This is a genomic window from Desulfobulbaceae bacterium (assembly GCA_013792005.1).
In the GTDB taxonomy this organism is placed as follows: Bacteria; Desulfobacterota; Desulfobulbia; order Desulfobulbales; family VMSU01; genus VMSU01.
Map to the genome: position 1 here is coordinate 1 of VMSU01000120.1, position 23,017 is coordinate 23,017.

General features: G+C 49.8%; 20 protein-coding genes. 10 read left to right on the forward strand and 10 right to left on the reverse strand.

The window, feature by feature from the left end; all coding sequences use genetic code 11:
• The first annotated feature begins 394 nt into the window (after nt 1-394).
• Nucleotides 395-2,164 (forward strand): translational GTPase TypA, encoded by a 1,770-nt coding sequence (typA, locus tag FP815_06920; protein MBA3014672.1) that lies wholly within the window; start codon nt 395-397, stop codon nt 2,162-2,164.
• Between the two features lie 185 nt (nt 2,165-2,349).
• Here the strand turns inward: typA and FP815_06925 are convergent, their stop codons facing one another.
• Both FP815_06925 and pyk read right to left on the reverse strand, forming a co-directional pair.
• Nucleotides 2,350-5,037 carry a valine--tRNA ligase gene (locus FP815_06925; protein MBA3014673.1) on the reverse strand — a complete coding sequence of 896 codons (2,688 nt, stop codon included), beginning with the start codon at nt 5,035-5,037 and terminating at the stop codon, nt 2,350-2,352.
• A gap of 286 nt (nt 5,038-5,323) precedes the next feature.
• Nucleotides 5,324-7,108, reverse strand: a complete 1,785-nt coding sequence (gene pyk / locus FP815_06930; protein ID MBA3014674.1) for a pyruvate kinase — start codon at nt 7,106-7,108, stop codon at nt 5,324-5,326.
• Nucleotides 7,109-7,242: 134 nt separating this feature from the next.
• On the opposite strand from pyk, the gene FP815_06935 reads away from it, so the two are divergent.
• Nucleotides 7,243-7,728 (forward strand): hypothetical protein, encoded by a 486-nt coding sequence (locus FP815_06935; protein ID MBA3014675.1) that lies wholly within the window; start codon nt 7,243-7,245, stop codon nt 7,726-7,728.
• A 50-nt stretch (nt 7,729-7,778) separates the two neighbouring features.
• Here FP815_06935 and FP815_06940 read toward each other — a convergent pair whose 3' ends face one another.
• Both FP815_06940 and FP815_06945 read right to left on the reverse strand, forming a co-directional pair.
• A complete protein-coding gene (locus tag FP815_06940; GenBank protein MBA3014676.1) occupies nt 7,779-8,516 on the reverse strand; it encodes an RNA methyltransferase in 738 nt (245 codons plus the stop codon).
• A 196-nt stretch (nt 8,517-8,712) separates the two neighbouring features.
• Nucleotides 8,713-9,213 (reverse strand): cyclic nucleotide-binding domain-containing protein, encoded by a 501-nt coding sequence (locus FP815_06945; protein ID MBA3014677.1) that lies wholly within the window; start codon nt 9,211-9,213, stop codon nt 8,713-8,715.
• Nucleotides 9,214-9,834: 621 nt separating this feature from the next.
• On the opposite strand from FP815_06945, the gene FP815_06950 reads away from it, so the two are divergent.
• The 5 genes from FP815_06950 to cobA all read left to right on the forward strand — a co-directional run bounded on the left by FP815_06950 (nt 9,835) and on the right by cobA (nt 14,854).
• Nucleotides 9,835-10,416, forward strand: a complete 582-nt coding sequence (locus tag FP815_06950; GenBank protein ID MBA3014678.1) for a D-sedoheptulose 7-phosphate isomerase — start codon at nt 9,835-9,837, stop codon at nt 10,414-10,416.
• Nucleotides 10,413-11,360 (forward strand): hypothetical protein, encoded by a 948-nt coding sequence (locus FP815_06955; GenBank protein MBA3014679.1) that lies wholly within the window; start codon nt 10,413-10,415, stop codon nt 11,358-11,360. The genes FP815_06950 and FP815_06955 overlap by 4 nt, the downstream gene beginning before the upstream one ends.
• Before the next feature lie 82 nt (nt 11,361-11,442).
• Nucleotides 11,443-11,658 carry a zinc ribbon domain-containing protein gene (locus tag FP815_06960; GenBank protein ID MBA3014680.1) on the forward strand — a complete coding sequence of 72 codons (216 nt, stop codon included), beginning with the start codon at nt 11,443-11,445 and terminating at the stop codon, nt 11,656-11,658.
• Nucleotides 11,659-11,864: 206 nt separating this feature from the next.
• Entirely contained in the window at nt 11,865-12,797 is a 933-nt protein-coding gene (hemC, locus tag FP815_06965) for a hydroxymethylbilane synthase (GenBank protein ID MBA3014681.1), read from the forward strand.
• 503 nt (nt 12,798-13,300) lie between these two features.
• Nucleotides 13,301-14,854 (forward strand): uroporphyrinogen-III C-methyltransferase, encoded by a 1,554-nt coding sequence (gene cobA, locus FP815_06970; GenBank protein ID MBA3014682.1) that lies wholly within the window; start codon nt 13,301-13,303, stop codon nt 14,852-14,854.
• 96 nt (nt 14,855-14,950) lie between these two features.
• Here the strand turns inward: cobA and nadC are convergent, their stop codons facing one another.
• From nadC to FP815_06985, 3 genes are read right to left on the reverse strand one after another with little or no spacing between them, the layout of a single operon-like run.
• Entirely contained in the window at nt 14,951-15,781 is an 831-nt protein-coding gene (nadC, locus tag FP815_06975; protein ID MBA3014683.1) for a carboxylating nicotinate-nucleotide diphosphorylase, read from the reverse strand.
• Between the two features lie 25 nt (nt 15,782-15,806).
• Nucleotides 15,807-16,253: a glycine zipper 2TM domain-containing protein gene (locus FP815_06980; protein MBA3014684.1), complete on the reverse strand. Its 447-nt coding sequence runs from the start codon at nt 16,251-16,253 to the stop codon at nt 15,807-15,809.
• 15 nt (nt 16,254-16,268) lie between these two features.
• Nucleotides 16,269-17,543: a response regulator gene (locus FP815_06985; GenBank protein ID MBA3014685.1), complete on the reverse strand. Its 1,275-nt coding sequence runs from the start codon at nt 17,541-17,543 to the stop codon at nt 16,269-16,271.
• A gap of 423 nt (nt 17,544-17,966) precedes the next feature.
• On the opposite strand from FP815_06985, the gene FP815_06990 reads away from it, so the two are divergent.
• Entirely contained in the window at nt 17,967-19,115 is a 1,149-nt protein-coding gene (locus FP815_06990; protein MBA3014686.1) for a glycosyltransferase, read from the forward strand.
• Nucleotides 19,116-19,406: 291 nt separating this feature from the next.
• On the opposite strand, the gene FP815_06995 is transcribed toward FP815_06990, so the two are convergent.
• From FP815_06995 to FP815_07005, 3 genes are all read right to left on the reverse strand, one after another.
• Complete coding sequence (locus FP815_06995; protein MBA3014687.1) at nt 19,407-19,706, reverse strand: MTH1187 family thiamine-binding protein; 300 nt, start codon at nt 19,704-19,706, stop codon at nt 19,407-19,409.
• A 268-nt stretch (nt 19,707-19,974) separates the two neighbouring features.
• Complete coding sequence (locus FP815_07000; GenBank protein MBA3014688.1) at nt 19,975-20,823, reverse strand: rhomboid family intramembrane serine protease; 849 nt, start codon at nt 20,821-20,823, stop codon at nt 19,975-19,977.
• A 123-nt stretch (nt 20,824-20,946) separates the two neighbouring features.
• Nucleotides 20,947-21,864 carry a DMT family transporter gene (locus tag FP815_07005; GenBank protein ID MBA3014689.1) on the reverse strand — a complete coding sequence of 306 codons (918 nt, stop codon included), beginning with the start codon at nt 21,862-21,864 and terminating at the stop codon, nt 20,947-20,949.
• 372 nt (nt 21,865-22,236) lie between these two features.
• Between FP815_07005 and FP815_07010 the strand changes: the two genes are divergently transcribed.
• Nucleotides 22,237-22,722, forward strand: coding sequence for a hypothetical protein (locus FP815_07010; GenBank protein ID MBA3014690.1), 486 nt, complete (start codon nt 22,237-22,239; stop codon nt 22,720-22,722).
• Between the two features lie 34 nt (nt 22,723-22,756).
• Nucleotides 22,757-23,017, forward strand: a 261-nt coding sequence (locus FP815_07015) for a hypothetical protein (protein ID MBA3014691.1), incomplete at its 3' end; no start/stop codon positions are given.

Consider the following 23,017-nt stretch of genomic DNA (forward strand, 5'->3'; position numbering starts at 1 on the left):
AAAAAGTCACGGGATGGCTAAGCAAAAGGGCCGATATACAAGGCGCAGTGTGCTTTTGCGAATGAGGCCACACATATGGTGTGCCGAATGAGCAAAAGTGCGCTGCAACGCAGTAGATCGGGCTTTTTGCGACGCCATCAATTGTTATCTTTTAGCACCCAGTCATATGGCGTTCTAGATTTAGCAAGTCTTCGACCGGAAGACAAGAAAAATCAGGAGAGAAGAGTGATAGGGTCTTACATTTTTAGTCCGGACTCAGTAAACACTTGATGTATGGAGATTGCTGGGCTCGCTATCTTTGGTGTTGCCATTATTAGGAAGATCGCCTATATTAAATCTTTTTTTCTGCGCCAATTTGGCCATTATCGGCAGAAGCCACTGTCAAGGTATATTCATGAATCAGAATTCTATTAGAAACGTCGCCATTATCGCTCACGTCGATCATGGTAAAACTACCCTTGTTGATCAGCTTTTCAAGCAAAGCGGGATGTTCCGTGATAATCGGACCGTGTCCGAACGGTTGATGGATTCAATGGATCTGGAGCGGGAACGTGGTATCACCATTGCCTCCAAAAACGGATCGTACAATTTTAAAGATCATCACATTAACATCATTGATACCCCTGGTCATGCCGATTTCGGCGGCCAGGTAGAACGAGTTATGCGTATGGCAGATGGGGCATTGCTCCTGGTTGACGCACAGGAAGGCCCCATGCCTCAGACCTATTTTGTTCTCAAAAAGGCCCTGGCTTCCGCTCTGCCAATTATCGTTGTTATCAACAAGATCGACAAGCCCGCTGCTCGATGTGACTGGGCGATAAACAAGGTTTTCGATCTGTTCGTTAAGTTGAATGCACCTGATCATCTTCTTGATTTCCCCGTGGTATATGCCTCTGCCAAGGCCGGGTATGCCCTTCACGATCTGGGCGACGTTAATCATGACATGTCTCCGATCTCGGAGATGATTGTTAAATTTATCCCGCCTCCGAGCGGTAGTCCCGATGCACCCTTGCAGATGCAGGTCAACACTATTGATTACTCTCCCTATCTTGGTCGTCTGGGTATTGGCAAAGTGGTGAATGGTATCTTGCGTGTCAATAAGGATGTGGCTGTGGTCCGGAGAGATGGAACTATCGCCCAGACCAGAATCTCCAAGATCTTCCGGTTTTTGAGTAATGAGAAGGTTGCCACGGACGAGGCAATGGTTGGTGAAATTGTCGCTGTAGCTGGACTTGATGATGTAACCGTCGGCGTTACCTTTACTGATGTTGACAACCCAATGCCGTTGCCGGTTATTGAAATCGATCCGCCGACCTTGTCCATGAATTTTATTCCTAACGATTCTCCTTTCGCTGGTAAGGAGGGGAAGTTTGTCACCTCTCGTCACATTGAAGAGCGTCTGCGTAAGGAGACCTTGTCTGATGTCGCACTCCGGGTTGAGCCGTTGACTGACGCGGTAGGGTATCGAGTCTCTGGTCGCGGAGAGCTGCATCTCTCCATCCTCATCGAAAAGATGCGGCGCGAAGGGTATGAGTTTCAGGTTACCCGACCGGAGGTCATCACCCGGGTAGTCAATGGTGTTCTCGAAGAGCCTTACGAAGAGCTGACAATCGATGTTGATGATCAGTATCAGGGGGCAGTTATCGAAAAACTTGGCAAGTTAAAGGGCAAGATGCTGGAGATGGCCAATGAAAATGGCATTACCCGTCTGCTGTATCAGATCCCAACTCGTGGTCTGCTTGGTTTTCGTGCCAAGTTTATGACTGATACCAAAGGGATGGGGGTGATGAATTATGTGTTCTCTGAGTATGGACCCCATGCTGGAGAGATCATTAATCGTCAGAACGGAGTTCTGATAGTGATGGCAACTGCTACTACTGTGGCTTACGCCCTGTTTAACCTCCAAGAGCGTGGCCGTCTTTTCTTAGGACCAGGAATTGATGTTTATGCCGGGCAGATCATCGGCGAGAATTCACGTAACACCGACATGGTAGTTAATCCAGCCAAGGGGAAGAAGCTGACCAATATGCGCGCCTCAGGATCAGATGAGGCTGTTATACTTGTGCCGCCGGTATTGATGTCGTTGGAGGATTGCATCGCCTATATTAACGATGATGAGTTGGTGGAAGTTACACCTAAGACTATTCGTCTGCGTAAGCGATAATTTTATTGTTGAAAATGTGCTGTTCTGTGGGGCAGCATGAGTAAAACAAAAAAAGCGGCTACCCCGGATTTGGGTAGCCGCTTTTTTTTGTTTATTACTTCTACTTAATGATAATGTTAGCCTTGGAGGTGGTGGATGCGCTACGTTTATCCACTGCTAAACCGATACCTTATGGCGTTTTGATGTTACGACTCTTTCTTTAGCTCCTGCAGCCTGGTGGCATTTTCGTCAATCTTGGCCAGCGTCTCTCGGAAGCCAGCCGCTTTTTCCCGTTCCTTGGCAACAATCTCTACAGGGGCGTTGGCCATGAATTTTTCATTGGTCAGCTTGGCGTCAATCCTTTCCAGCTGGACCATGATTTTTTCCCGTTCGCGCGTTAGCTTATCCATCTCACGATCAATATCGATGAGTCCCTGCATGGGGACAAAAATAGCGATGTTTTCAAAGATAAACGATGCCGCACCTTTTGGACATTCACCGTGTGCGGCAATGTCGAGACTGGTCACCTTGGTCATGGTCTTGATATGCGCCGCATGAAGGCTCAAAGTCTCTTGTTTGGTGTGATCAGCACAGATGAGCAGTGCGGTGATGTTGGCGGAAGGGTGGATCTGCATCTCGCTTCTGATGTTGCGGATGCCGCCGATGACCCCCATCAACAGGGTGACGGCAGTTTCAGTCTCTTCACTTTCCCAAGTTTTGTCGGGAACGGGAAAGGGTTCGAGCATGATGGTGGTGCGGGGGCCGGGCAGGGCGTGCCAGATCTCTTCGGTGATGAACGGGGAGATTGGGTGGAGCAGCTTGAGCGTCGTTTCAAGGACTGTCAGCAGCACGGCGCGGGTTTCGGCCTTGGCTTGAGGCGAGTCGCTGTAAAGGGCAGGTTTAATCCACTCTAAATACCAATCGCAGAGTTCGCGCCAGATGAACTGGTAAATTAACGAGGCCACCTCATTAAATTGGAAGTCGTCCAGAGCTGCCTGTGCTTGACGGATGGTGTTTGATGTCCGGCTTAAGATCCAGCGATTGGTGATGGAGAGGTCCGCAATGGTCTCCTGAGTGAGAGGCCGGGTGTCCTCCTCAAGGTTCATCAGGGCGAAGCGGCTGGCGTTCCAAATCTTGTTGATGAAGTGACGGTAGCCTTCAATGCGATCTTCGGAGATTCTGATGTCACGGCCCTGGGCGGCGAAGGCGGTAAGAGTGAAACGAAAGGCGTCAGTGCCGTATTTATCCATAACCACCAGGGGATCCATGACGTTGCCCTTGGATTTACTCATCTTTTGGCCATTAGCGTCACGCACAAGTGCGTGGAGGTAGACATCGCGGAAGGGTACTTCTTCCATGAAGTGGGTGCCCATCATGATCATCCTGGCTACCCAGAAGAAGAGGATGTCGAAACTGGTGATCAGTACCGAGGTCGGATAAAAGGTGTTGAGTTCACGAGTCTTGTCAGGCCAGCCTAAGGTAGAGAATGGCCAGAGTGCAGAGCTGAACCAGGTGTCTAAAACATCGGTCTCTCTGGTTAGTTTTGAATTATGGCATTTGGGGCAGGACTCAGGTTCCTGGTCGAGGACGATTAGTTCGCCACAGGCATCACAGGTCCAGGCCGGAATTTGGTGTCCCCACCAGATCTGTCTTGAAATGCACCAGTCACGGATATTGAGCATCCAGTCGAAATAGGTATTTTCCCAGTTCTTGGGGTGAAGACGGATGTCGCCGTTTTTGACGGCGGTGATAGCTTTTTCGGCCAACGGTTTGATGGAGACGAACCATTGTTTGGAGAGTTGTGGTTCGACTACGGTGTGACAGCGGTAACAGTTGCCGACTCCGTGCTCGTAATCTTCAATGCCGTCCAAGAGGCCTAACTCTTCAAGGTCTGCGACGATCTGTTTTCGGCACTTGAATCGGTCGAGACCTTGGTATTTTCCTGCCTGTTCGTTCATTACCCCGTTTTGGTCCATTACTGAAAGCAGAGGAAGGTCGTGACGGCGGCCGATCTCGAAGTCGTTTAAGTCATGGGCGGGAGTGACCTTCAGCGCCCCGGTGCCGAACTCTTTTTCGACGTGAGTATCAAAAACGATGGGGATCTCCCGGTCGACAAGGGGGAGCATCACCGATTGATTCTGCTTGCTGTTGTAGTGCTCATCTTCAGGGTGAACGGCCACAGCGGTGTCACCAAGCATTGTCTCCGGCCGGGTAGTAGCAACGACCAGATAACCAGAGCCATCGGTATAGGGATAGCGAATACGATAGAGCTTGCCGGCAGTAGGTTCGTGTTCCACTTCCAGATCGGAGAGGGCAGTATGACAGCGCGGGCACCAGTTGATGATATAGTCGCCCTTGTAGATCAGGCCTTGATTGTACAAGGTGGTGAAGACCTTGACCACTGCCTTGGATAAACCCTCGTCCATGGTGAATCGTTCCCTGTCCCAGTCACAGGAGCACCCTAGGCGCTTGAGCTGGTTGATGATCTGTCCTCCTGACTCCTGGCGCCAGGTCCAAACCCGTTCAATAAACTTATCGCGGCCAATCTGGTGCCGATCCTGGCCTTCGGCCTTAAGTTGCCGTTCCACAACATTTTGGGTGGCGATACCGGCGTGGTCGGTTCCCGGAACCCAGAGGACATTGTATCCCTGCATCCGTCGGTAGCGAACCAGGATATCTTGCAGGGTATTGTTTAGAGCATGGCCGATATGGAGAACGCCGGTAACGTTGGGCGGCGGTATGACGATGGAAAAGGACTTTTTGCCCTCGTCCATCCGGGCTTGAAAGGTCTTTTGGGTAAGCCAGGATTGGTACCATCGTTCTTCGATATCGTGAAATTCGTAAGCTTTGGCGAGTTCGGTTCTTTCGATTGGCTGATTGGTATCTGATGTCATGGCGCGTCTTTGGTGGGTATATGTTTATTTAGTAGTCTTTGGCGGGAAAGGGCCGGAGAGGAATGATGGTCAGTCTGGACAAGAATTTAAATCTGCGGCGCTGCTGGATACGTTACAAGTAGTCCGCCATAATACTGAATAATTCACAATTGACAATTGTTTTGTGCAGGAATGGCTGGACTTACATTGAAGAAGACACGGAGTTGTTGAGTAGCATCTTCTGTTGAGGCATCAGAGAATAGTCTTATTTGGTGCCGTGAGACAAGAAAATGATTGGTGGGGACAATCACACGACTTTGATCAATTGGAAGGCTCCAAGTTGATCGAGGCCTCCCTGGGTCAAGCGGGCGCTTTCGACCACGGAAAGCACATCGCCGACAACGACATAACCTCGTTCCTTGGCCTCGTTCATGGCCCAAAACACGAGTTGGTCACGACTCAGCTGCTCTTTGGTAATGATAGGGATGATATTCTTGTAAAGACAGGCATGGCGAGCAGAGTGGATGGAGTTAGTGGCCAGGATGGTAGGGATGCGCCGGTTCCACTTGGACATGTGCTGATAGAGGGTGTTGCCGAAATCGAGGACTATGGTGACTGTGGCGATTCCGAGGCTGGAAGCGGCGGAAAGAACGGGGTTAATTTCTGTCTCCTCACGCATGAGTTGGCAATGATCTGGGTGCCATTCGCTTTGTCGTTCCGCTTCACAGATGATCGAGGCCATGGTTCGAACAACATTAACCGGGTCGATGCCTGCGGCTGTTTCCCCTGAAAGCATAACAGCGTCGGTTCCCTCCTGGATGGCTTGACTGACATCGGTTACCTCGGCACGACTGGGGCGGGCGTTGTTGGTCATGGTTTCCAGCATCTGCGTTGCCGTAATCACGGGTTTATTCTGCTCCCAACATTTCTTGATGATCTGTTTTTGTATCCAAGGCACCCGAGAGGCGGGGAGTTCAACACCCAGATCACCACGGGCAATCATAATGGCGTCTGAGACTTCAATAATCGCGTCGATGTTTTTCAATGCCTCAGGCTTTTCGATCTTGGCCACGACCCGGAGTTTACGCTTGCCTGACTTTCGGATGAGATCTTTCAGCTCGAGAATGTCTTCGGCGCTTCGGACAAAAGATAGGGCCACATAATCGATGCTGTGGTTCAATCCCCAGTCGAGATCCGCCCGGTCCTTGTCTGTCATACAGGGTAAAGAGAGCGGGGTCCCTGGCAGGTTGATCCCTTTATTGGATTTTAAGTGGCCACCGACAACTACCCGGCAGGTGACTTCATTGCTGCCCGTTTTTTCCACCTTGAGTTCCAATAGGCCGTCATCAAGTAAGATTGGATCTCCTTCCCTGAGGTCGTTTAAGATCTCCGGCACGATAGTTGAGAATCGCTGGTTGGTTCCTTCGATGCTCTCTGCCTGAATAATAACGGATTCACCGGTAGTAAGGAAGATCATGCCACCCTTCATTGTTCCGGTTCTGATCTTGGGGCCACAAAGGTCCATCAGTACTGCTATTGGTCGCATCCATTCGCTCTCGGCATGGCGGATCATGTTCAGGGCTTTTTCATGGCTCTCGTACGTCCCGTGGGAGAAGTTGAGTCGTGCCACATCCATGCCGGCCATGATCATCTTGTTGATGGTCTCTTGTGTATCCGAAGAAGGACCAATAGTGCAGACAATACGGGCCATTTTCCCTAAATTTTCGTGGGATTGTGAACTGGTTTCATTGAGGATTCTGCTCAGTTTCGCCATGTCGATGGGCTTAGGTAGAAGGGCGCGGATATTATTAAACTGACTCAGCTTGTTGATGAGATCCCCTTCCTCGATCGAACTGGAGATGACGACAATGGGCATGGTGGGGCTGACCACGGTCATGGCCTCGATGAATTTGAAGCCGTCCCATTCAGGCATCATGATGTCGCAAAGAAAAAGATCGTATTGTTTGCATGTTGCTCGTAGAAACCCTTGCTTGCCGTTACTCACAGCATCGACCTGGTGGCCGAGTCTGGAGAGTTGACTGACGATAAGAGCGCGGTTGACCGGGTTATCTTCAAGGAGGAGGACGTTCATTGGTGTCTCGCTGGAGGTTGGTGATAGAAATTTGTTTACGATGGAAAAGTGGTTAAATCTACGTTATTGTACATTCCGGTAAGGAAAGAAGTAAAGGGTGTTATTCTGGCAGTGAAAATATTTTAGGAGGGACGATGAACAAAAAACACTGGCTGATGTGTGAGGCGGATGATTTTGCCGCTGCTCGGAGTCATATCCTTAAATTTTTTTCTAACAGTATGCTCCTTCACTATGATGCTGTTTTGGCGGTCGAGGAAAGTTCGTGCTCGGCTGACAATGAAGTGTTCTGGACGGTGCTGGATCAGGGGGTCAGTGATAACTATAAAATTTTACAAGGATTTATTGGTGACATTCAGGGTGAAGGGTGTCAGCAGATTGCCGATGTGACTACCTTGGCCAAGGGGTATCCCAGTAAATTGTTGCATATTATTGCTCATTTTGTCGATGGCTTTATCGGTATTGATTCGGTGTTTTATAACCTGATTGAGGATTCTCATTGGCTTTCCGAAGGGTTGCGAGAAACTATCCAGCGTTCACCTGGCAGGTATTGGCTGGTCCTGGTTGAGACTAGTTTCACGTCACCACAGACGGCGGCGCTGATCCATAATATCCAGGTGTAATGGCATTTTTTCTTAAGTCGCGGGGGCCTGACAGGAGAGCGCGCAGGGTTTTATTTATTTTTTTTCAATTGTTCATTGATCCAATCGATCCGGCTCCAGAGGCCTTGGAGGGTTCTTACTTCACGTTCATTAAGCTGCGCTCTCCCAAAGATGCTTCGGTACGTGCGGATGATGTGATCAGGATTCTGAGGGTCAAGATATTCGATTGCCATCATCGAACGGCGCATGTGCTGGAGCATGGCCTCGAGTTGCTCTGATTGCGCAAGTTTTTTCCCTTTGGCCTTATGTGCGGCGGGAGCGCTTGCCGCTTTGTGAATTTCATACAGACAGAGGGCTGCAGCCTGCGCTAGATTCATTGATGGCAAATTGTCGTTGGTTGGTATGGTGATCAACCGTTGGCAGAGGTCAAGTTCTGCGGTGAAGAGTCCGTGGTCCTCGCGACCAAAGACCAGACCAACCCGTCCCTCTTCACTGAGAGGTAGGAGATGAAGCGCTGCCTGATCTGGATGGAGAAAGTTTTTTCGGTATTTTCCAAAACGACGGGTGGTGCCCATGGCAAAGTGACAATCTGCCAAGGCATCATGTAGTGATGGGAAAATTCTTGCCTTTTCCAGGAGTGGTGTAGCTTTAACCGCCATCCGGCGTGCTTCATCGCAGAGGTGGTCTGCCTCGGGGGTGACGAGTCTGAGGTCATTGAAGCCGAAATTGGCCATCGCCCGGCAAATCGAGCCGATATTGAGAGGACCTTGGGGTTCCACCAGGATGATGCTGAATTGGTCGACAGGCATGGCCTTTTTTTATTGATCCGCTTTGATGCTGGGTGATAGAGAGAATTGAGGAGTCAATGTCCATCGGGAAAAGCTATTGCCGTCAGCAGTTGTCTGTGAATCTGGGGGGATGCTGATGATGGAAAAGATGGCGCAGTGATATGGTATCGTCGTGTTATCCTTACATGGATTTTCTGTCGGCAGGATTATGGTCTTGTTATGTCGTCTTTTCGGTGAGCTTCTTGAGCTGCTCTTGCAGTTTGACGTTTTCTTCGGTGGTGGTTCGTAGTCTTTCGGCTAGAACCTCGCAGAAAAGTCGATAGATAGTATATCCCAGCGCCAGTTCCTTTGCGTCAGGATTTTTACTGATAATGGCGCTGTCCAAACGAAGAACCAAGGTTTTCTGTAGGGCTGTTACTGTGGAAGTTCCCGCCCCATCTTCCATGAACCCCATGTCGCCAAAGAGTTCGCCGGTCCGCCGCAGAATTTTTACATCCTGGTCGGTTTTTACGATTTTCACTTCACCTGTAAGCAGAAAATAGACATGAAATCCGCTTGTTCCTTCGATGATGATTTTCTCATCTTTTTCGAATTCAAGGAGTTTCCCTGCATCAAGGAATGACAGGATATCCTCATTGGAGAAGGTGGTGAATTGGTCGACATCCCGCAGGATGCGCAGCACTTTTTCATTATTTCGTAAATAGTCAGTTTCTTGCATTTGCAGTCTCCGGCATATGTTGGGTTAAGGACAGGAGAGGGTGCCTGGGTGTGGGCAATCCTGATTCTTTATCCTTTATTGATTGGTTTAGTTTGAACGAATAGATATTTTTAGATTACGTCTACTCTAGCAAAAAAAAAGGCGTGAGTGCAAAAAAAATAGGTGGTTATTAACAATTCTTAATCTGCCTCTCAGAATGGCACGTCTTTACCGATTGGATCAGCATACTTTTCATTTTTTTGCTTCTCACTTTGACTTTGTTTGGGGAGCCTGCCGTGTGCGGAGAGATGATTGGCTGAAAATGGTTTAAATATGCATAAGCCGGTCAATGACGCTATTGACAAAGATTACGGGCTGTAATAAAAGTTGTTGTCCTCTTGGTGGGTATTCGGAAAGAGTTTTAGTAAGGACAGGGTCTTATTTTAAATTGCATTCAAAAGAATATTCCAGCAAGCATTCAGGTCAAGACCGCGAAGGCCAGTGAGCAGCGACGAGAGCGTACATCAGTAGGCTGAGGAGCAGCGTAGCGGCGAAGGTATTGGTTGGAATGCGAACTGGAATTAGTAATGTCAAGCTTTCGTGTGGCACTCAGCCGCCTCTGATAGCAAGGAATAGAAGATAATGCAAGAGCAAATTGCCGCCGGGCTCCTGGGCTCGATTAAGGCCAAACAGGATTTTGCCGACTCCTGTAGTCACGAGATATGCCGTCTGATTGAAGTGCTAGTTGCCGCTTTTGGTAATGGTAACAAACTGCTCATTTTTGGGAATGGAGGCAGTGCCGCCGATGCCCAGCACATGGCGGCTGAATTTGTGAATCGTTTTTTAATCGATCGTCGCCCCTTGCCCGCAATCGCCCTTACCACTGATTCTTCGATCCTGACCAGTATCGGTAATGATTTTTCATTTGCCGATATCTTTATTAAACAGATTCAAGCCCTGGGAAAGGCTGGTGATGTTGCTTTGGGGATCTCGACTAGTGGAAATTCCCCCAATGTGATCAAGGCGATCGAACAGGCTAGGTTGATGGGCCTTACTACGGCTGTTCTGACCGGTGGCAGCGGGGGGGAACTCCTTGCCATGGCGGACATCGGACTTAATGTCCCGACCTTTTTTACTCCCCACATTCAAGAGTCGCACATCTGGGCTGAGCATCTTATCTGTCAGTTGGTAGACGAGACTATGTTCGGGAACGCTGTACGATGAATAATTGCCAACCAATTGATTTTTCATCGCTTTCTACCTATTCACTTCATGATCGAAGCAGTAAGGTTACAGTTAACGATTTTGTGAAGCCTTTATTCTCCGGGATGACAGTTCGACAATTAATGGCTTCCCTGCCCAACCAGTTAATGGGCAAAGATTTTCCGGAGTTAGTTTCCAGGTTGGCTGATTCTCACCGTAATGGTAGACCTGTTATTGTCGGGATGGGCGCTCATGTTATTAAGGTAGGTATGAATCCTGTTCTTATTGATCTGATGGAGCGGGGTGTGATAACCGGTATTGCCTTAAATGGCGCTTGTATTGTTCATGACACCGAGATTGCCATGGTCGGTCGTACTTCTGAAGATGTGGATCAGGTACTTGGCAGCGGCGCTTTTGGGGCGGCCAAAGAGACAGGCGAGTTTATCAATGAGGCTATTACCAAGGGGATGGCAGCAGGGCAGGGGATCGGCGAGTCTTTAGGCGATGCTTTGCTGACCTCTGGATTTCCTCACCTTAAGGTGAGTCTTGTTGCAGCGGCCCGACGTCTTAAGGTGCCTCTGACGGTGCATGTAGCGATCGGGACTGATATCATTCATATTCATCCAACTGCCAACGGTGCGGCAATTGGCGCCGGTAGCCACCTTGACTTCAGACTCTTTTGTGGGCAGGTCGCCAACCTTGAAGGAGGGGCCTATCTCAATTTAGGGTCAGCGGTAATGATGCCTGAGGTCTTTTTAAAGGCCTTGACGGTTGTTCGGAATCTGGGTCATGATGTCCACAATTTTACCACCGCCAATTTTGATTTTATCCGTCATTACCGGCCGGTGACCAATGTGGTTAACCGTCCGACCTCCGGTGGAGGCAAAGGGTATGCCGTTACCGGGCATCACGAGTTGATGATCCCGCTCTTGGCCGTATCTCTGCTTGATGAGCTAGCTACTTAATCGAGGTGGACTTAGTTTCTTTGTTTTTCTGATAATTCGTGACCAAAGACAGGGTGGAAACCGTGATGGGTTGAGGTGACCTATGCCATTATATGATTATAAGTGCCAACAATGCGGGTATGAGTTTGAACTGCTGGTGATGTCAGGTGAAAATCCACGATGCCCGCAATGTAATACCGAAAAATTAGATAAGTTGATGTCTGGGTTTTCAGTGCGCGGGGGGGAGAATACCGCTGGTGCCTCTGGGGGGGCAAAGTGTTCCGGGTGTGCAGGTGGAGCGTGTTCCACTTGTCATTAGGCTCGGTTCTGTGCATTGTCAATAGTGTCGGTCAATGGTAATTGTTACACTTGTATTCTCTTTTTTAGGCCTCAGAGGGCATTTTTTGTCGATTTAGACTAATCCCGTTGAGAACTGTGACTGGAACTGGTAAAGTTTCAAGAATTGTCCTGAGAACCCTACACATTCCGGCTGTATTAGTAAGCCTAACAAGAAAGGATTTGAGCATGCAGAAGCATATTAAGATCGGAACCAGAAAAAGTTTGTTGGCTTTGGCCCAGAGTAACGGAATCAAAGCCCAGATTGAGGCTAAGTACCCGGATGTGACAGTGGAGTTGGTCAAGATAATGACCAAGGGTGATAAGATTCTCGATGTGCCTCTGGCTAAAGTCGGTGGTAAGGGCCTTTTTGTCAAGGAACTGGAGGAGGCAATGTTGAGCCGGGAAGTCGATATGGCGGTTCATTCCATGAAGGATGTCCCGGCCGAATTGCCGGACGAGTTGCATCTGGCCTTGATTACCCCGCGCGAGGATCCACGGGATGCCTTTATTTCAAATAAATATAAATCATTGATTGATCTCCCTCAGGGCGCAAAAATTGGCACCAGCAGCCTGAGACGCCGGGCGCAGTTGGCGAAGATCCGGCCAGATCTGGTTATTGATGATTTGCGTGGCAACCTCGATACACGGCTTCGCAAGCTTGATGAAGGGCAGTATGATGCTATTATTCTGGCGGCGGCCGGGTTGAATCGTTTGCAGTTGGATCGGGCTACCTCGTATTTCAGCTCATTAGAAATGTTGCCGGCAGTTGGTCAAGGCGCGGTTGGTATTGAAATGAGAAGGGATGCTACAGAGTTACTGGCGGCTCTTGATTTTCTTGACCATTGGCCGACTAAAGTTACAGTGCAGGCGGAGCGTGCTTTTTTGCTCCGGCTTGAAGGTGGCTGCCAAGTGCCGATAGCAGGCTTTTGTACAGTTGAGAACGATCAGCTGACCTTGACTGGACTGGTTGCCTCGGTGGACGGAAAAGAGGTGATTCGGAAGACAAAGAGTGGCCCGGCTGACCAACCTGAGCAGTTGGGCCGGAGTTTGGCAGAGGAGTTATTGGCCATGGGTGCAAAGGTTATTCTTGAAAAGGTTTACGGGCAAGAACTTTCATAGCCAGCTCTGCGAAACCAGGCCTTCTTGACAGTGGCTGGTTTCTTAGCGTTGTTCGCTTACAGGCCGAATTCCCTCGGGGTTCGGCCTGATTTGTCTTGTTTGATCGGATCAGGTTAAAGAGTGTTATCTGCATCATAACTGCTCAGGTTATCGGTTTGCGGTTGTCAGTTAGCGGGTAGTGATTTTTACAAATGGCTGATCACTCACAGATATCAGCAACATATAATGATTCATGATATCTGTGAGTTCGTTAACCGTAAACCGGTTAATGGTCACCGTCGTAATCGTTCACCAGAAGCGTTGAACGTGCGGATTTCACCGGACTGTAAACGTTTACCGGGTGCCCCAGATGCGCGAAAGCGGTCTGCGAAGTGTGCTAGTTGCACATGAGCAGGCCGCTGACAAAGCAGATGGGGTGCCCGGTGAACGTTTACACTTATTCATCATTGGTGTTCTCGTGTGTAGCGTTAAATGCCAAATAAATCGATAGTGAAGGGATAATTGTGGAAGAAACAAAGAAAGGGAAGGTCTATCTGGTTGGAGCAGGTCCTGGCGATCCAGGTCTAATAACTGTCAGAGGGCAGGATTTGTTAAAGCGGGCAGAGGTCGTGGTCTACGATTATCTTGCCAATAAGAAATTTTTGAACCAGGTCCCACGTACTGCGGAACTGATTTATGTAGGCAAAAAAGGCCACGGCGTTCATGCCCAGACTCAGGAAGAGATTAACGGTATCCTCGTCGATCGGGCTTTGTCCGGCAAGATGGTGGTGCGACTCAAAGGCGGGGATCCTTTTATCTTTGGTCGAGGCGGTGAGGAGATCGAAGAGATCGCCAAGTTCGGCATCGGTTTTGAGATTGTACCCGGGGTTACGGCCGCCAGCGCTGCTGCCACCTATGCAGGAATACCCATCACCCATCGTCAGTATACCGCGACAGTGGCTTTTGTAACCGGCCATGAGGATCCCACCAAGCAGGACAGTTCCATTGCCTGGGATAAACTGGCGACGGGAGTGGGGACCTTAGTTTTTTATATGGGAATCAAGAATCTGCCCAATATCTCTGAGCGATTGATGCGATATGGCCGATCTCCTGAGACGCCTGTGGCTGTTATTCGGTGGGCATCGACGCCTCAGCATCGGACTGTGGTTGGCACCTTGGCCACTATTGTCGAAGAAGTGAAAAAAGCTGGGATCACACCGCCTGCTGTTATCGTAGTCGGTGAGGTGGTTAGCCTTCGAGACACGATTAATTGGTTTGAAAAACGTCCCCTCCTCGGTAAAAAAATTATGGTTACCAGGACCAGGGAGCAGGCCAGTGACCTAGTTCTCCGTCTCGAAGAGCTGGGAGTGGATTGCGTTGAATTTGCGACCATCGCCTTGGAGCCCCCTGATAGCTGGGAGGCAGTAGATTCTGCTGTCAATGATCTTGGGCGATTTGACTGGGTGCTTTTTACCAGTATTAATACGATTCATTTCTTCTTTAAGCGGCTTTTTGAACTAAAACTTGATGCCAGGGCACTGGCCGGGGTCAAGATTGCTGTGGTCGGATCGGCAACAGCGGCTGTGTTGCAGAATTATGGACTTAAGGCGGACCTGTTGCCGGGCACTGAGTTTACAGGTGAGGGTCTTGCCGCCACCTTGATTGAGCAGGGGTTCGGTCGGGATCGCTTTCTGCTCCCGCGGGCCTTCAAGGCCAACGAGGCGTTGCCTGAAATTCTGCAGCAGGCGGGCGCAGCGATGACGATTGTGCCAGTGTATCAGAATGTCAGGCCCAAGGGGTGTGAGGAGTCCTTGCGGCAGGAGCTTGTTGATAAGTCGGTTGATATGGTGACTTTTACCAGTTCATCAACCTTTACCAATTTTATCCATATGCTTAATCCTAAGGATGATGCGGAGCTGAAACAGTTGATGGAAGGGATCAAGATCGCCTCGATTGGGCCGGTGACGAGCAGGGCTATTGAGAAGAGGGGGTTGGCTGTGGATGTTCAGCCTGAGGGGAGTTATTCCATTGCCACGATGGTTGAGGCGATTACTGAGTTTGCTTGGGACAACAACTAGTATGCTGGAACATCAATTGTCTACATTTTAGTAGGTTGGGTTAGCGAAGCGTAACCCAACACTCAAGTGCTAAAACTAACCTATGATAATTGCACGTTAGGCAATTATCATGCTGATGTCGCAGGCCGGGGCAGAATGGGTGAGTGCCCCGATTGAGATGATGTCGACACCGGTTTCGGCTACTTGACGAACATTTATTAAATTGACGCCGCCTGAAGCTTCGAGGATGGCCCTTTTTTTTGTAAGGTCTACGGCTTGGCGCATGGTTTCGCAATCCATATTGTCGAGTAGAATGATTTCAACCCCGCACTCTAGGCACTCTTTTACTTGATCCAGGGTGTCTGCCTCTACCTCCACTTTGATAGTATGGGGGATTGCCCCACGCACTAAAGCGACTGCCTTGGCAATTGAGCCGGCAGCCGCCAGGTGGTTGTCCTTGATCATCACTCCGTCGCTGAGGCTGAAACGGTGATTATAGCCGCCGCCTATTCGCACGGCGTATTTCTCAAAGGCCCTGAGTCCTGGTGTTGTCTTTCGTGTGTCGACGATTTTAACGGGTAGTGGCTTAACCAGCTCTACGAAACGTGCGGTAAAGGTAGCTATGCCGCAGAGTCGTTGAGTGAGGTTAAGTGCGACCCTCTCCCCTTTGAGCAGATCAAGAATAGGTCCTTCCAGGGTGAGGAGGGATTGCCCCGCTGAGATGCGTGCACCGTCGATTGCAGGGGTGCACTGAATGGTGGGGTTGATCAGCAGAAAGACCTGGGCCGCCACCGTTGCGAGGCCTGCGGCAACCATTGGCTCTTGGGCCAGAAATTCGGCCTTTGCCAGGTGATCTTGTCCAAAAATAGAGGCGCTGGTGAGGTCACCAGCGCCTATGTCCTCGGCAAGAAAAGAGCTGATCGCCGCTTTTACGAATAGCTGATCCATGAATTACAAGGTGATCTTGAATGGTCTATTGTTGAATGACCCAGCGGCCACTGCGATCACGGCAAGCGAGGGTGGTTGTCTTTTCTGCCTTGCCGTCGATGGTGGCAAGTATTTCGGCCTCACGGCAGTCTCTGCCGGTTTGATCCTGGTACGCCGGTAGAGGGGTGACGTTATAACGGTTGCCGGTGTCAGGGTTTTCCCAGCTCGAAGTCTGTCGTGAAGGAGTTGATTCGTAAGCCTGATTAAGTTGTTCCTGGTCGAATTTGTCCATCTCGTTGCCGATCATGTACCCGATCATTGTTCCTACTGCGGCCCCAATCAGAGTGCCTTTGGTGTCGCCACCGATGGCCTGGCCCAAGAGAGCGCCGCCGGCCGCTCCGCCGATGGCCCCGGTTTTTCCTTTATGGGACAAGCAGGAGGTCAGAGTCAATGGGGCAATGAGAAGGATGAGTAATAGATATTTCTTCCACATATTGAATCTCCTTCCTTATTTGTTTTTCTGCATGGAAGCGTCAAGCGCCAGGATGTAGGCTCGTAGATTCTTCTTCTCATGTTTAAGTCCAAGTTTCTTGCGCAGGTTGTCCCGGTGGAACTCGATAGTACTCTTGGTGACGTTCATCTGGATTGCCGATTCTTTGTTGGAAAGGCCGATACGGATCAAGTCTGCCACCTGGATTTCCTTGGGACTCAGTCCAAGGTTCATCTGAGCGAGTTGTTTTGAGAAATTAGAGGTAACCCGATTCAGATTGAGCATGATATTTTCAAGGTAACCACGTTCGGTTGGACTGTCCAGAATGGCTTCAAGTTGGTCGGATGAGGGCATGACCAGCTCTTTAAGGTTGGGCATATTGCTGGTGCGATCCTCACTCTGGGCATCGCTCAGTTGTTTGATCAGGATGCGGAGCGACATATTCGCGTGTTTCAAGGCTTCTGACTTTTCAGCCAGTTTCTTTGAGGTCCTTTCGCGTTCAGTGACATCAACCATGGCGCCAATGAGACCGCTGACTTCGCCGTCTTGGTTCTTGAAGACGGCCTTGTGGAAAACGACATCATTTTTGGAGCCGTCTTTGCTCTCCAGTTTGACTTGGTACTCCTGTGATTTGTGCTTATTGATTAGTTGTTCGTCTTTCTGGAGGTCTTTTTTGGTCGAGGCAGGGGAGAGAAGCTCTTCAAGACGACGACCTGCGACTTTGTTCTTTTTAATTCCAAACCATTGGCAAAAAGCGGTGTTGGCGCCGATCAACTTGAGGTCAGTGTCTTTGAAATAGATCGGGACTGGCAGGGAGTCGATGAGAATTTGCTGAAACTGGAGCTGCTGTTTGATTGTTGCGGTCTGCTGGTCAACCAGAGATTGGAGGTTGTTCCTGTGGTTGGCCAGCTCAAGCTCGATTTGTTTAACTTCAATGCACCGTTTTGCGAGACAACACACTTCGACCATGCTCAACGGTTTGCGCAAAAAGTTAGTTACCCCTAATTTGTAGCATTCGTTAATGTCCCTGTCGTCACCGTGGCCGGTGATTACAACTACCGTGTATGGGGCATCATAGGTTAATTTGGCGTTTTTCAGGAATTCAATACCGTCCATCTCGGGCATCCGCAGGTCCAGAAACACCACGGTCGGATTTTCCTGTGCAAGGAGTTTGATTCCTTCTTTGCCGTTGTTGGCAAAACAAAGGGAATACCCTTCGTTTTTTAATGCCTTTTGCATGGCAGATTGAATTGCTTTTTCGTCGTCAATAATCAGAATTTTTGGTATTGCCATGGTAGTGTTTCCTTATTTTACGTTCGTTATAATGATACTTCAGCTAGTATGATTGAATATACCGTAATTTTACTGAAATGGAAACGACAAAATGCCAGGACCTGTTTGTCTTTGTGCAACCGTCGGTAATTAAGTTCTTTTGTGAAGTGAAAATTAAGTTTAATGTGGTTGGCCACGGAGGAATGACAGGCTTTTATCTAGCATAAAATTATTCCTATTTTTTGTCAATAAGTTGGTTGGGGTAATAATGACGATAAGTTGAATTGTTTTTTGACGTTAAAAATATCAGAAAAACCAAAAAAGAAGCGCGTCTGATTTTAGATTTTGGGGAACTCATATATTTCCCTGTAACTTCGCAAGTTGATTGGGCCGTGGCTGAACGGTAAAGTCTTTGTTCTTATTCCTGGCAGGAGGAGTCTAGAAATGACATTTATTTCTTGGTTAGCTATACCGATTTTAGGTGTTGTGCTGATGATCGCCCTGGATCTTATGCGTGGCAACCGTACAATCCGTGACTTGAGTTCGGTGCCGGTAATTTGGGGTAATCTCCCTCGTGTTTCGCTGATTGTCGCTGCGCGGAACGAGGCTCGGCACATTCGCGAGGCGCTTCAGTCCCATCTCGCGCTGGACTATCCTGATTATGAACTGATCGTAGTAAATGATCGCTCCGAGGATGAGACCGGGTTGATTCTTGACGACATGGCGTTTCACCAGCCTCGATTATCAGTTATTCATCTCGACTCTTTGCCGCCTGGATGGTTGGGGAAAAATCATGCCCTGTATCTGGGCGCGAAACAGGCCGATGGAGATTTGTTCCTCTTTACCGATGCCGATATCGTGATGAGACCCAGTGTTCTGACTCGGGCGGTGTGCTTGATGCGTGACCAGGGTCTTGATCACCTGACGGTCTCGCCCTCAATAACTATGCCGACCCACGTCTTACAGATCTTCGGGGCTTCTTTTGTTATTTTTTTTGCGATGTTTGTCCGTCCATGGAAGGTTCGCGACCCTAAGAGTTCATGTCATGTGGGAATTGGGGCCTTCAATCTGATCAGGAGTGATGTCTATCGGAGTGTGGGTGGCCATGAGGTGATTCGGTTGCGACCGGATGATGATGTCAAGCTTGGCAAGATTGTTAAGCAGGGAGGGTATTGTTCTGACTTTGCTTTTGGCAAGGACCTGATGAGTGTCGAGTGGTACGCTTCGGTCGGGGAGGTGATACGGGGGCTTGAAAAGAACGCCTTTGCCGGTTGTGACTACCGAATTTCCTTGGTGCTTTTTGGCGTTGCTTTTCTTCTCGTGTTCGCGGTCTGGCCGTATCTGGCTGTGGTGGTCTGTGAGGGGACGTCGAAGATTATTTATGGGGCTGTGGTCTTGATATGGACCTTGGTTTATGCCGATTGCGCCTCGTTCAACGGTTTTCACCGCTGCTATGCATTAGGGTTTCCCCTGGCCACGGTCCTGTTTATATGGATAGTGTTGCGGACAATGGTTCTTAACCTGGCTCAGGGCGGCATCCGCTGGCGAGGCACGTTTTATTCGTTGAAGGAATTAAAAACCAATCGGATCTGATCCCGATCTGCATTCATGGCGGTCTTTGTAATGCAGGAGACCGGTGATCAGGCGCCGGTTTACGGTTAACAGAATGATGATGGCGTCGCAAAAAGTCCGATCTACTGCGTTGCAGCGCAATTTTGCTCATTCGGCACACCATATGTGTGGCCTCATTCACAAAAATGCACTGCGCCTTGTATATCGGCCCTTTTGCTTAGCCATCGGCTACCTTTTTGCGAGACTGTCAATGATAGCTGTCAACCGTAAGCCAATACCTTGATTTCGATAGCTCTAGGGAGCCTTTTTTGCCTAGAGCTTGATTTCGACCGAGGCCACTTTGCTGCTTGAGTCGTGGCCTGGCTTGTCACGACGGTCGTCGATCTTGATTGACGAGATGACCCGTGTCGCCCCGGATGCAAAGACCGATTCCTGCATCTGACGGATGACGGTCATGATCTGGTCAAGATCTCCTTCGAGAATGGTTCCCATCCCTGTCAGTTGGCAGGGTAGGCCGGACTCCCTGGCAATTTTGACACATTCGGCCACGTAGTCAGAGATGCTTGTCTTTGCAGTGCCTAGCGGGGTTATGCTTACCTCTACAATTGCCATGTTTTACCTCCGTACTCGTTTTTTTTGGTGTTCCATCTGTCTGGTAAAGAATGTTATCAATTGTCGTAAACGTTCACCGGGCACCCCATCTGCTTTGTTAGCGGCCTACTCATGTGCAACTAGCACACTTCGCAGACCGCTTTCGCGCATCTGGGGTGCCTGGTGAACGTTTACATTCCGGTGAAATCCGCACGTTCAACGCTTCTGGTGAACGATTACCAATTGTCCATGTATTTGTTCTAGCTACCGACCTGCCGGAAGAAGGTAATCAGCCGGCAAGGAGTGCAACCAGTCCGTTTACGATGGCCCAGGCCAGGATGGCTGCGGTCAGCACATAGCAACTAACGCTAAGGAACTTGTCTCTTAATGTCAATCGGTTGCGCTCTCTGTAGCCCAACAGAGCGCCGAGTATCACCCCTGCCGCCATGCCGCCGCCATGTCCCCAATTGTTGATTCCTGGGATTAACAGGCCGAAGATCATGATACTGATTGCCCAACCGCCGATCTGTCGGTAAATCTGCTGACCATAAATACCGCCTCGACTTTTACCGTAGTAGAGCATAGCGCCGATCAGGCTGCAGACTGCGGCTGAGGCCCCGATGGTAAAGGGGATTCCGGCGAGAAAAGAGACGTAGAATCCACCGACACCCCCCAAAGTGTATATGGCGAACATCCGCTGGCCGCCAAATTCCCTGATCACCAAGGGGGCGATCTGCCGTAGGGCGATCATATTAAATAGTAAGTGAATAAGGCTGCCGTGTAAATAGTTGGCGGAGACCAGGGTCCACCAGCGGTGTAATTTGAGGATAGGAACGGTTCCGGTGGAACCGAGGACCAGTAGGCTGTGGTTGCTGGGGGAGAGGAAGTCGAAGGGATTAAGCGCGAGTCCGGTACTCCTTTGACTTACGATCAGGGAGAGGATGTACATCCCGACTGAGACGTAGGTGATCAGGGGGATGATCTTATTGTCATCGGAGAAGGCGATGAAGATGGGATTGTTCTTTAGCCAAGAGCCAGGTCGGGCTGTGCCACAATAGGGGCAGTTCTGAGCATCACGGCTCACCAGTCGCCGGCAGCTGGGACAGAGAAGGGAGTTGTTGGCGCGTTGTGTGGTCATAGTTGTGGAATAGCAGTTGGGGTGACGAAGAGAAGAGAGGTGAGGTTGAGGGGAAATGTTTGGCTGTAAGAGCTGAAAGTCTTCATGGTGGCATGGTATCAGAATCGTACAGAATTCACAACATCAGCCGTTGGTCGGGCCGCGTTGCAGGACAATGATGGTTATGCTGACTACCGCTACGCCGGGCAGTGTCAGGAGCGGTGGCAGGCCGTTGCCGAGACTCCAGTTGATGAGTAGCACGAAGGCCGGATAACAATAGCTGTAGGCCATTACCCTGGTCGGTCCCAGATAGGGGGTGGCCAGGTGGGTCAGATAAAATGTGATTATAGTTGAAAAAATTGCCAGGTAGATGATTCCGGCCCACACTTCAAACTCAATATTTTGCCAGTTGACTGAGGTCAGTTGTAGGGCTGAGGGAATGATCAGCCAACCCAACCCTGTGGCCAGCACCCAGAAAGTCATGACCAGCATTGATTCCTGGCGGTGGAATTTTTTTACCAGCGGGGTATAGGCCGCCATCAGAAAGCAGCCAGCCAGGAAGAGCAGATCACCGCGGTTGACGTCGAGTGCCAGGAGCCGGTTGATGTCACCCTGGAAGATGACCCATACCGCTCCGAGCATGCCGAGAAATAAGGCCCAGAGCCGACTGTTACCGAGTCGCTCTTTTAGAAAAATCGCGCTATAGACCGCAGAAATCCCGGGAACCAAAGTGAAGATGACGCTGGTGTTGATAGCGCTGGTGGAGCGCAAGGCTTCGAACATACACCAAAAGAAACCGACGGTGGTGGCACTGATGGCCCCGTAGCCGCCAAGCTGTTGTGCTGAGGGGAGGGATAACTCTTGTTTGATTCCAAGCGCCACTCCGAGAAGCAGGGTGGCCAAGGCATAACGGAGCAGGAGCAGGATCGTCGGGTCCAGGCCGTGGGTGATCGCTTTGCCAACTGTAAAGGAGCTGGAAACAAGGACGGCAGCAAGGAGCATGAGGCTGTGTAATGCCCAGAGGGGAAGGCGTTTGATGGGTATTGTCGGGATGATGGTCATGGCCTGGTGATGTTTATATTCGGTTGATATTGTACTGAGATAGGCTGAAAGTGTTTAGTTTGAACTACTCATACGATTGCATCCTGATGTAACATGAATTTTTTTCTTGTTGCTAATCGACTCTTACTCATGTGTCCAGTGTTATCCTGGCGCAGGCCGAAAAGCACACTCAAATATTACGAAAATGATACCTGGTGCCGGTTGAAAAGGGCAAGCTGTGGCAGTGGCGGAAAAAGCAATGGTATGATAAAAGAGCGTGGTAGGCAAAACATACGTTTCTGCTGGGCTGTGATTCTCTGGTGTTAGGGATATGTCCCGGTGAATGGTTTTTTGTCAATCCCGTGAATTATACAATACTAATGGAGAACAACAATGTTGGAATATGGCTGGAATCAAGAGATGGGGATGACTCTGCTGGGGAAACTGAAGGCGGATCTGAAGACCGCTATGTTGTCAAAAGATACCTTGGCTCGGGATGCGATTCGGCAGGTCATCAGTGAGTTTCCCAAGTTGACCGTGCCCTTGACTTTAGAGAGCGGCAAGAAGAGCTTCCGTTGCAAGAAGGAAGATGAGATGACCAATGAGGATATCTTGGCCTTGATTCAGGGGCTGGTCAAGTCGGAGAAGGTGGTGCTTGAGATCAAGAAGGAGGAGTCTTCTCGCTTTCTTGATGTCCTATCGACCTATTTGCCGGTCATGGCGGATCGAGAGGCTATTGTCTCCTGGATTGAAGAGAATATCGATTTTTCTCAGTTTAAGAGTCCGATGCAGGCCATTGGCCCGATCATGAAGCATTTTGGCAAAGCCGCTGATGGTCTCCTGGTCAAGGAGATCCTGGAATCAAAGGCCAAGGCTTGATGTCCCGGTCCAAGCTCCAGAGTGGCGTGATCCGGTGATTTCAATTGATTATCCCGTAGGGCTTCCGATCAGTGGACAACGCGAGGAGATCATTGCCGCAATCCAGCAAAATCAGATCTTGATCATTGCCGGTGAAACCGGTAGCGGTAAGACGACGCAGTTACCCAAGATGTGCCTGGAGGCAGGCTTGGGGCGGGAACGCATGATTGCCTGCACCCAGCCTCGCCGTATCGCTGCAACTTCGGTAGCAGCCCGAGTGGCAGCCGAATTGGGCGATACTGACATGGTGCTGGTC

What these genes read in the sequence shown, in the direction of transcription:
- typA (MBA3014672.1), top strand. Translation starts at nt 395, where the DNA reads ATGAATCAGAATTCTATTAGAAACGTCGCCATTATCGCTCACGTCGAT.
- FP815_06925 (MBA3014673.1), bottom strand. Translation starts at nt 5,037, where the DNA reads ATGACATCAGATACCAATCAGCCAATCGAAAGAACCGAACTCGCCAAA.
- pyk (MBA3014674.1), bottom strand. Translation starts at nt 7,108, where the DNA reads ATGAACGTCCTCCTCCTTGAAGATAACCCGGTCAACCGCGCTCTTATC.
- FP815_06935 (MBA3014675.1), top strand. Translation starts at nt 7,243, where the DNA reads ATGAACAAAAAACACTGGCTGATGTGTGAGGCGGATGATTTTGCCGCT.
- FP815_06940 (MBA3014676.1), bottom strand. Translation starts at nt 8,516, where the DNA reads ATGCCTGTCGACCAATTCAGCATCATCCTGGTGGAACCCCAAGGTCCT.
- FP815_06945 (MBA3014677.1), bottom strand. Translation starts at nt 9,213, where the DNA reads ATGCAAGAAACTGACTATTTACGAAATAATGAAAAAGTGCTGCGCATC.
- FP815_06950 (MBA3014678.1), top strand. Translation starts at nt 9,835, where the DNA reads ATGCAAGAGCAAATTGCCGCCGGGCTCCTGGGCTCGATTAAGGCCAAA.
- FP815_06955 (MBA3014679.1), top strand. Translation starts at nt 10,413, where the DNA reads ATGAATAATTGCCAACCAATTGATTTTTCATCGCTTTCTACCTATTCA.
- FP815_06960 (MBA3014680.1), top strand. Translation starts at nt 11,443, where the DNA reads ATGCCATTATATGATTATAAGTGCCAACAATGCGGGTATGAGTTTGAA.
- hemC (MBA3014681.1), top strand. Translation starts at nt 11,865, where the DNA reads ATGCAGAAGCATATTAAGATCGGAACCAGAAAAAGTTTGTTGGCTTTG.
- nadC (MBA3014683.1), bottom strand. Translation starts at nt 15,781, where the DNA reads ATGGATCAGCTATTCGTAAAAGCGGCGATCAGCTCTTTTCTTGCCGAG.
- FP815_06980 (MBA3014684.1), bottom strand. Translation starts at nt 16,253, where the DNA reads ATGTGGAAGAAATATCTATTACTCATCCTTCTCATTGCCCCATTGACT.
- FP815_06985 (MBA3014685.1), bottom strand. Translation starts at nt 17,543, where the DNA reads ATGGCAATACCAAAAATTCTGATTATTGACGACGAAAAAGCAATTCAA.
- FP815_06990 (MBA3014686.1), top strand. Translation starts at nt 17,967, where the DNA reads ATGACATTTATTTCTTGGTTAGCTATACCGATTTTAGGTGTTGTGCTG.
- FP815_06995 (MBA3014687.1), bottom strand. Translation starts at nt 19,706, where the DNA reads ATGGCAATTGTAGAGGTAAGCATAACCCCGCTAGGCACTGCAAAGACA.
- FP815_07000 (MBA3014688.1), bottom strand. Translation starts at nt 20,823, where the DNA reads ATGACCACACAACGCGCCAACAACTCCCTTCTCTGTCCCAGCTGCCGG.
- FP815_07005 (MBA3014689.1), bottom strand. Translation starts at nt 21,864, where the DNA reads ATGACCATCATCCCGACAATACCCATCAAACGCCTTCCCCTCTGGGCA.
- FP815_07010 (MBA3014690.1), top strand. Translation starts at nt 22,237, where the DNA reads ATGTTGGAATATGGCTGGAATCAAGAGATGGGGATGACTCTGCTGGGG.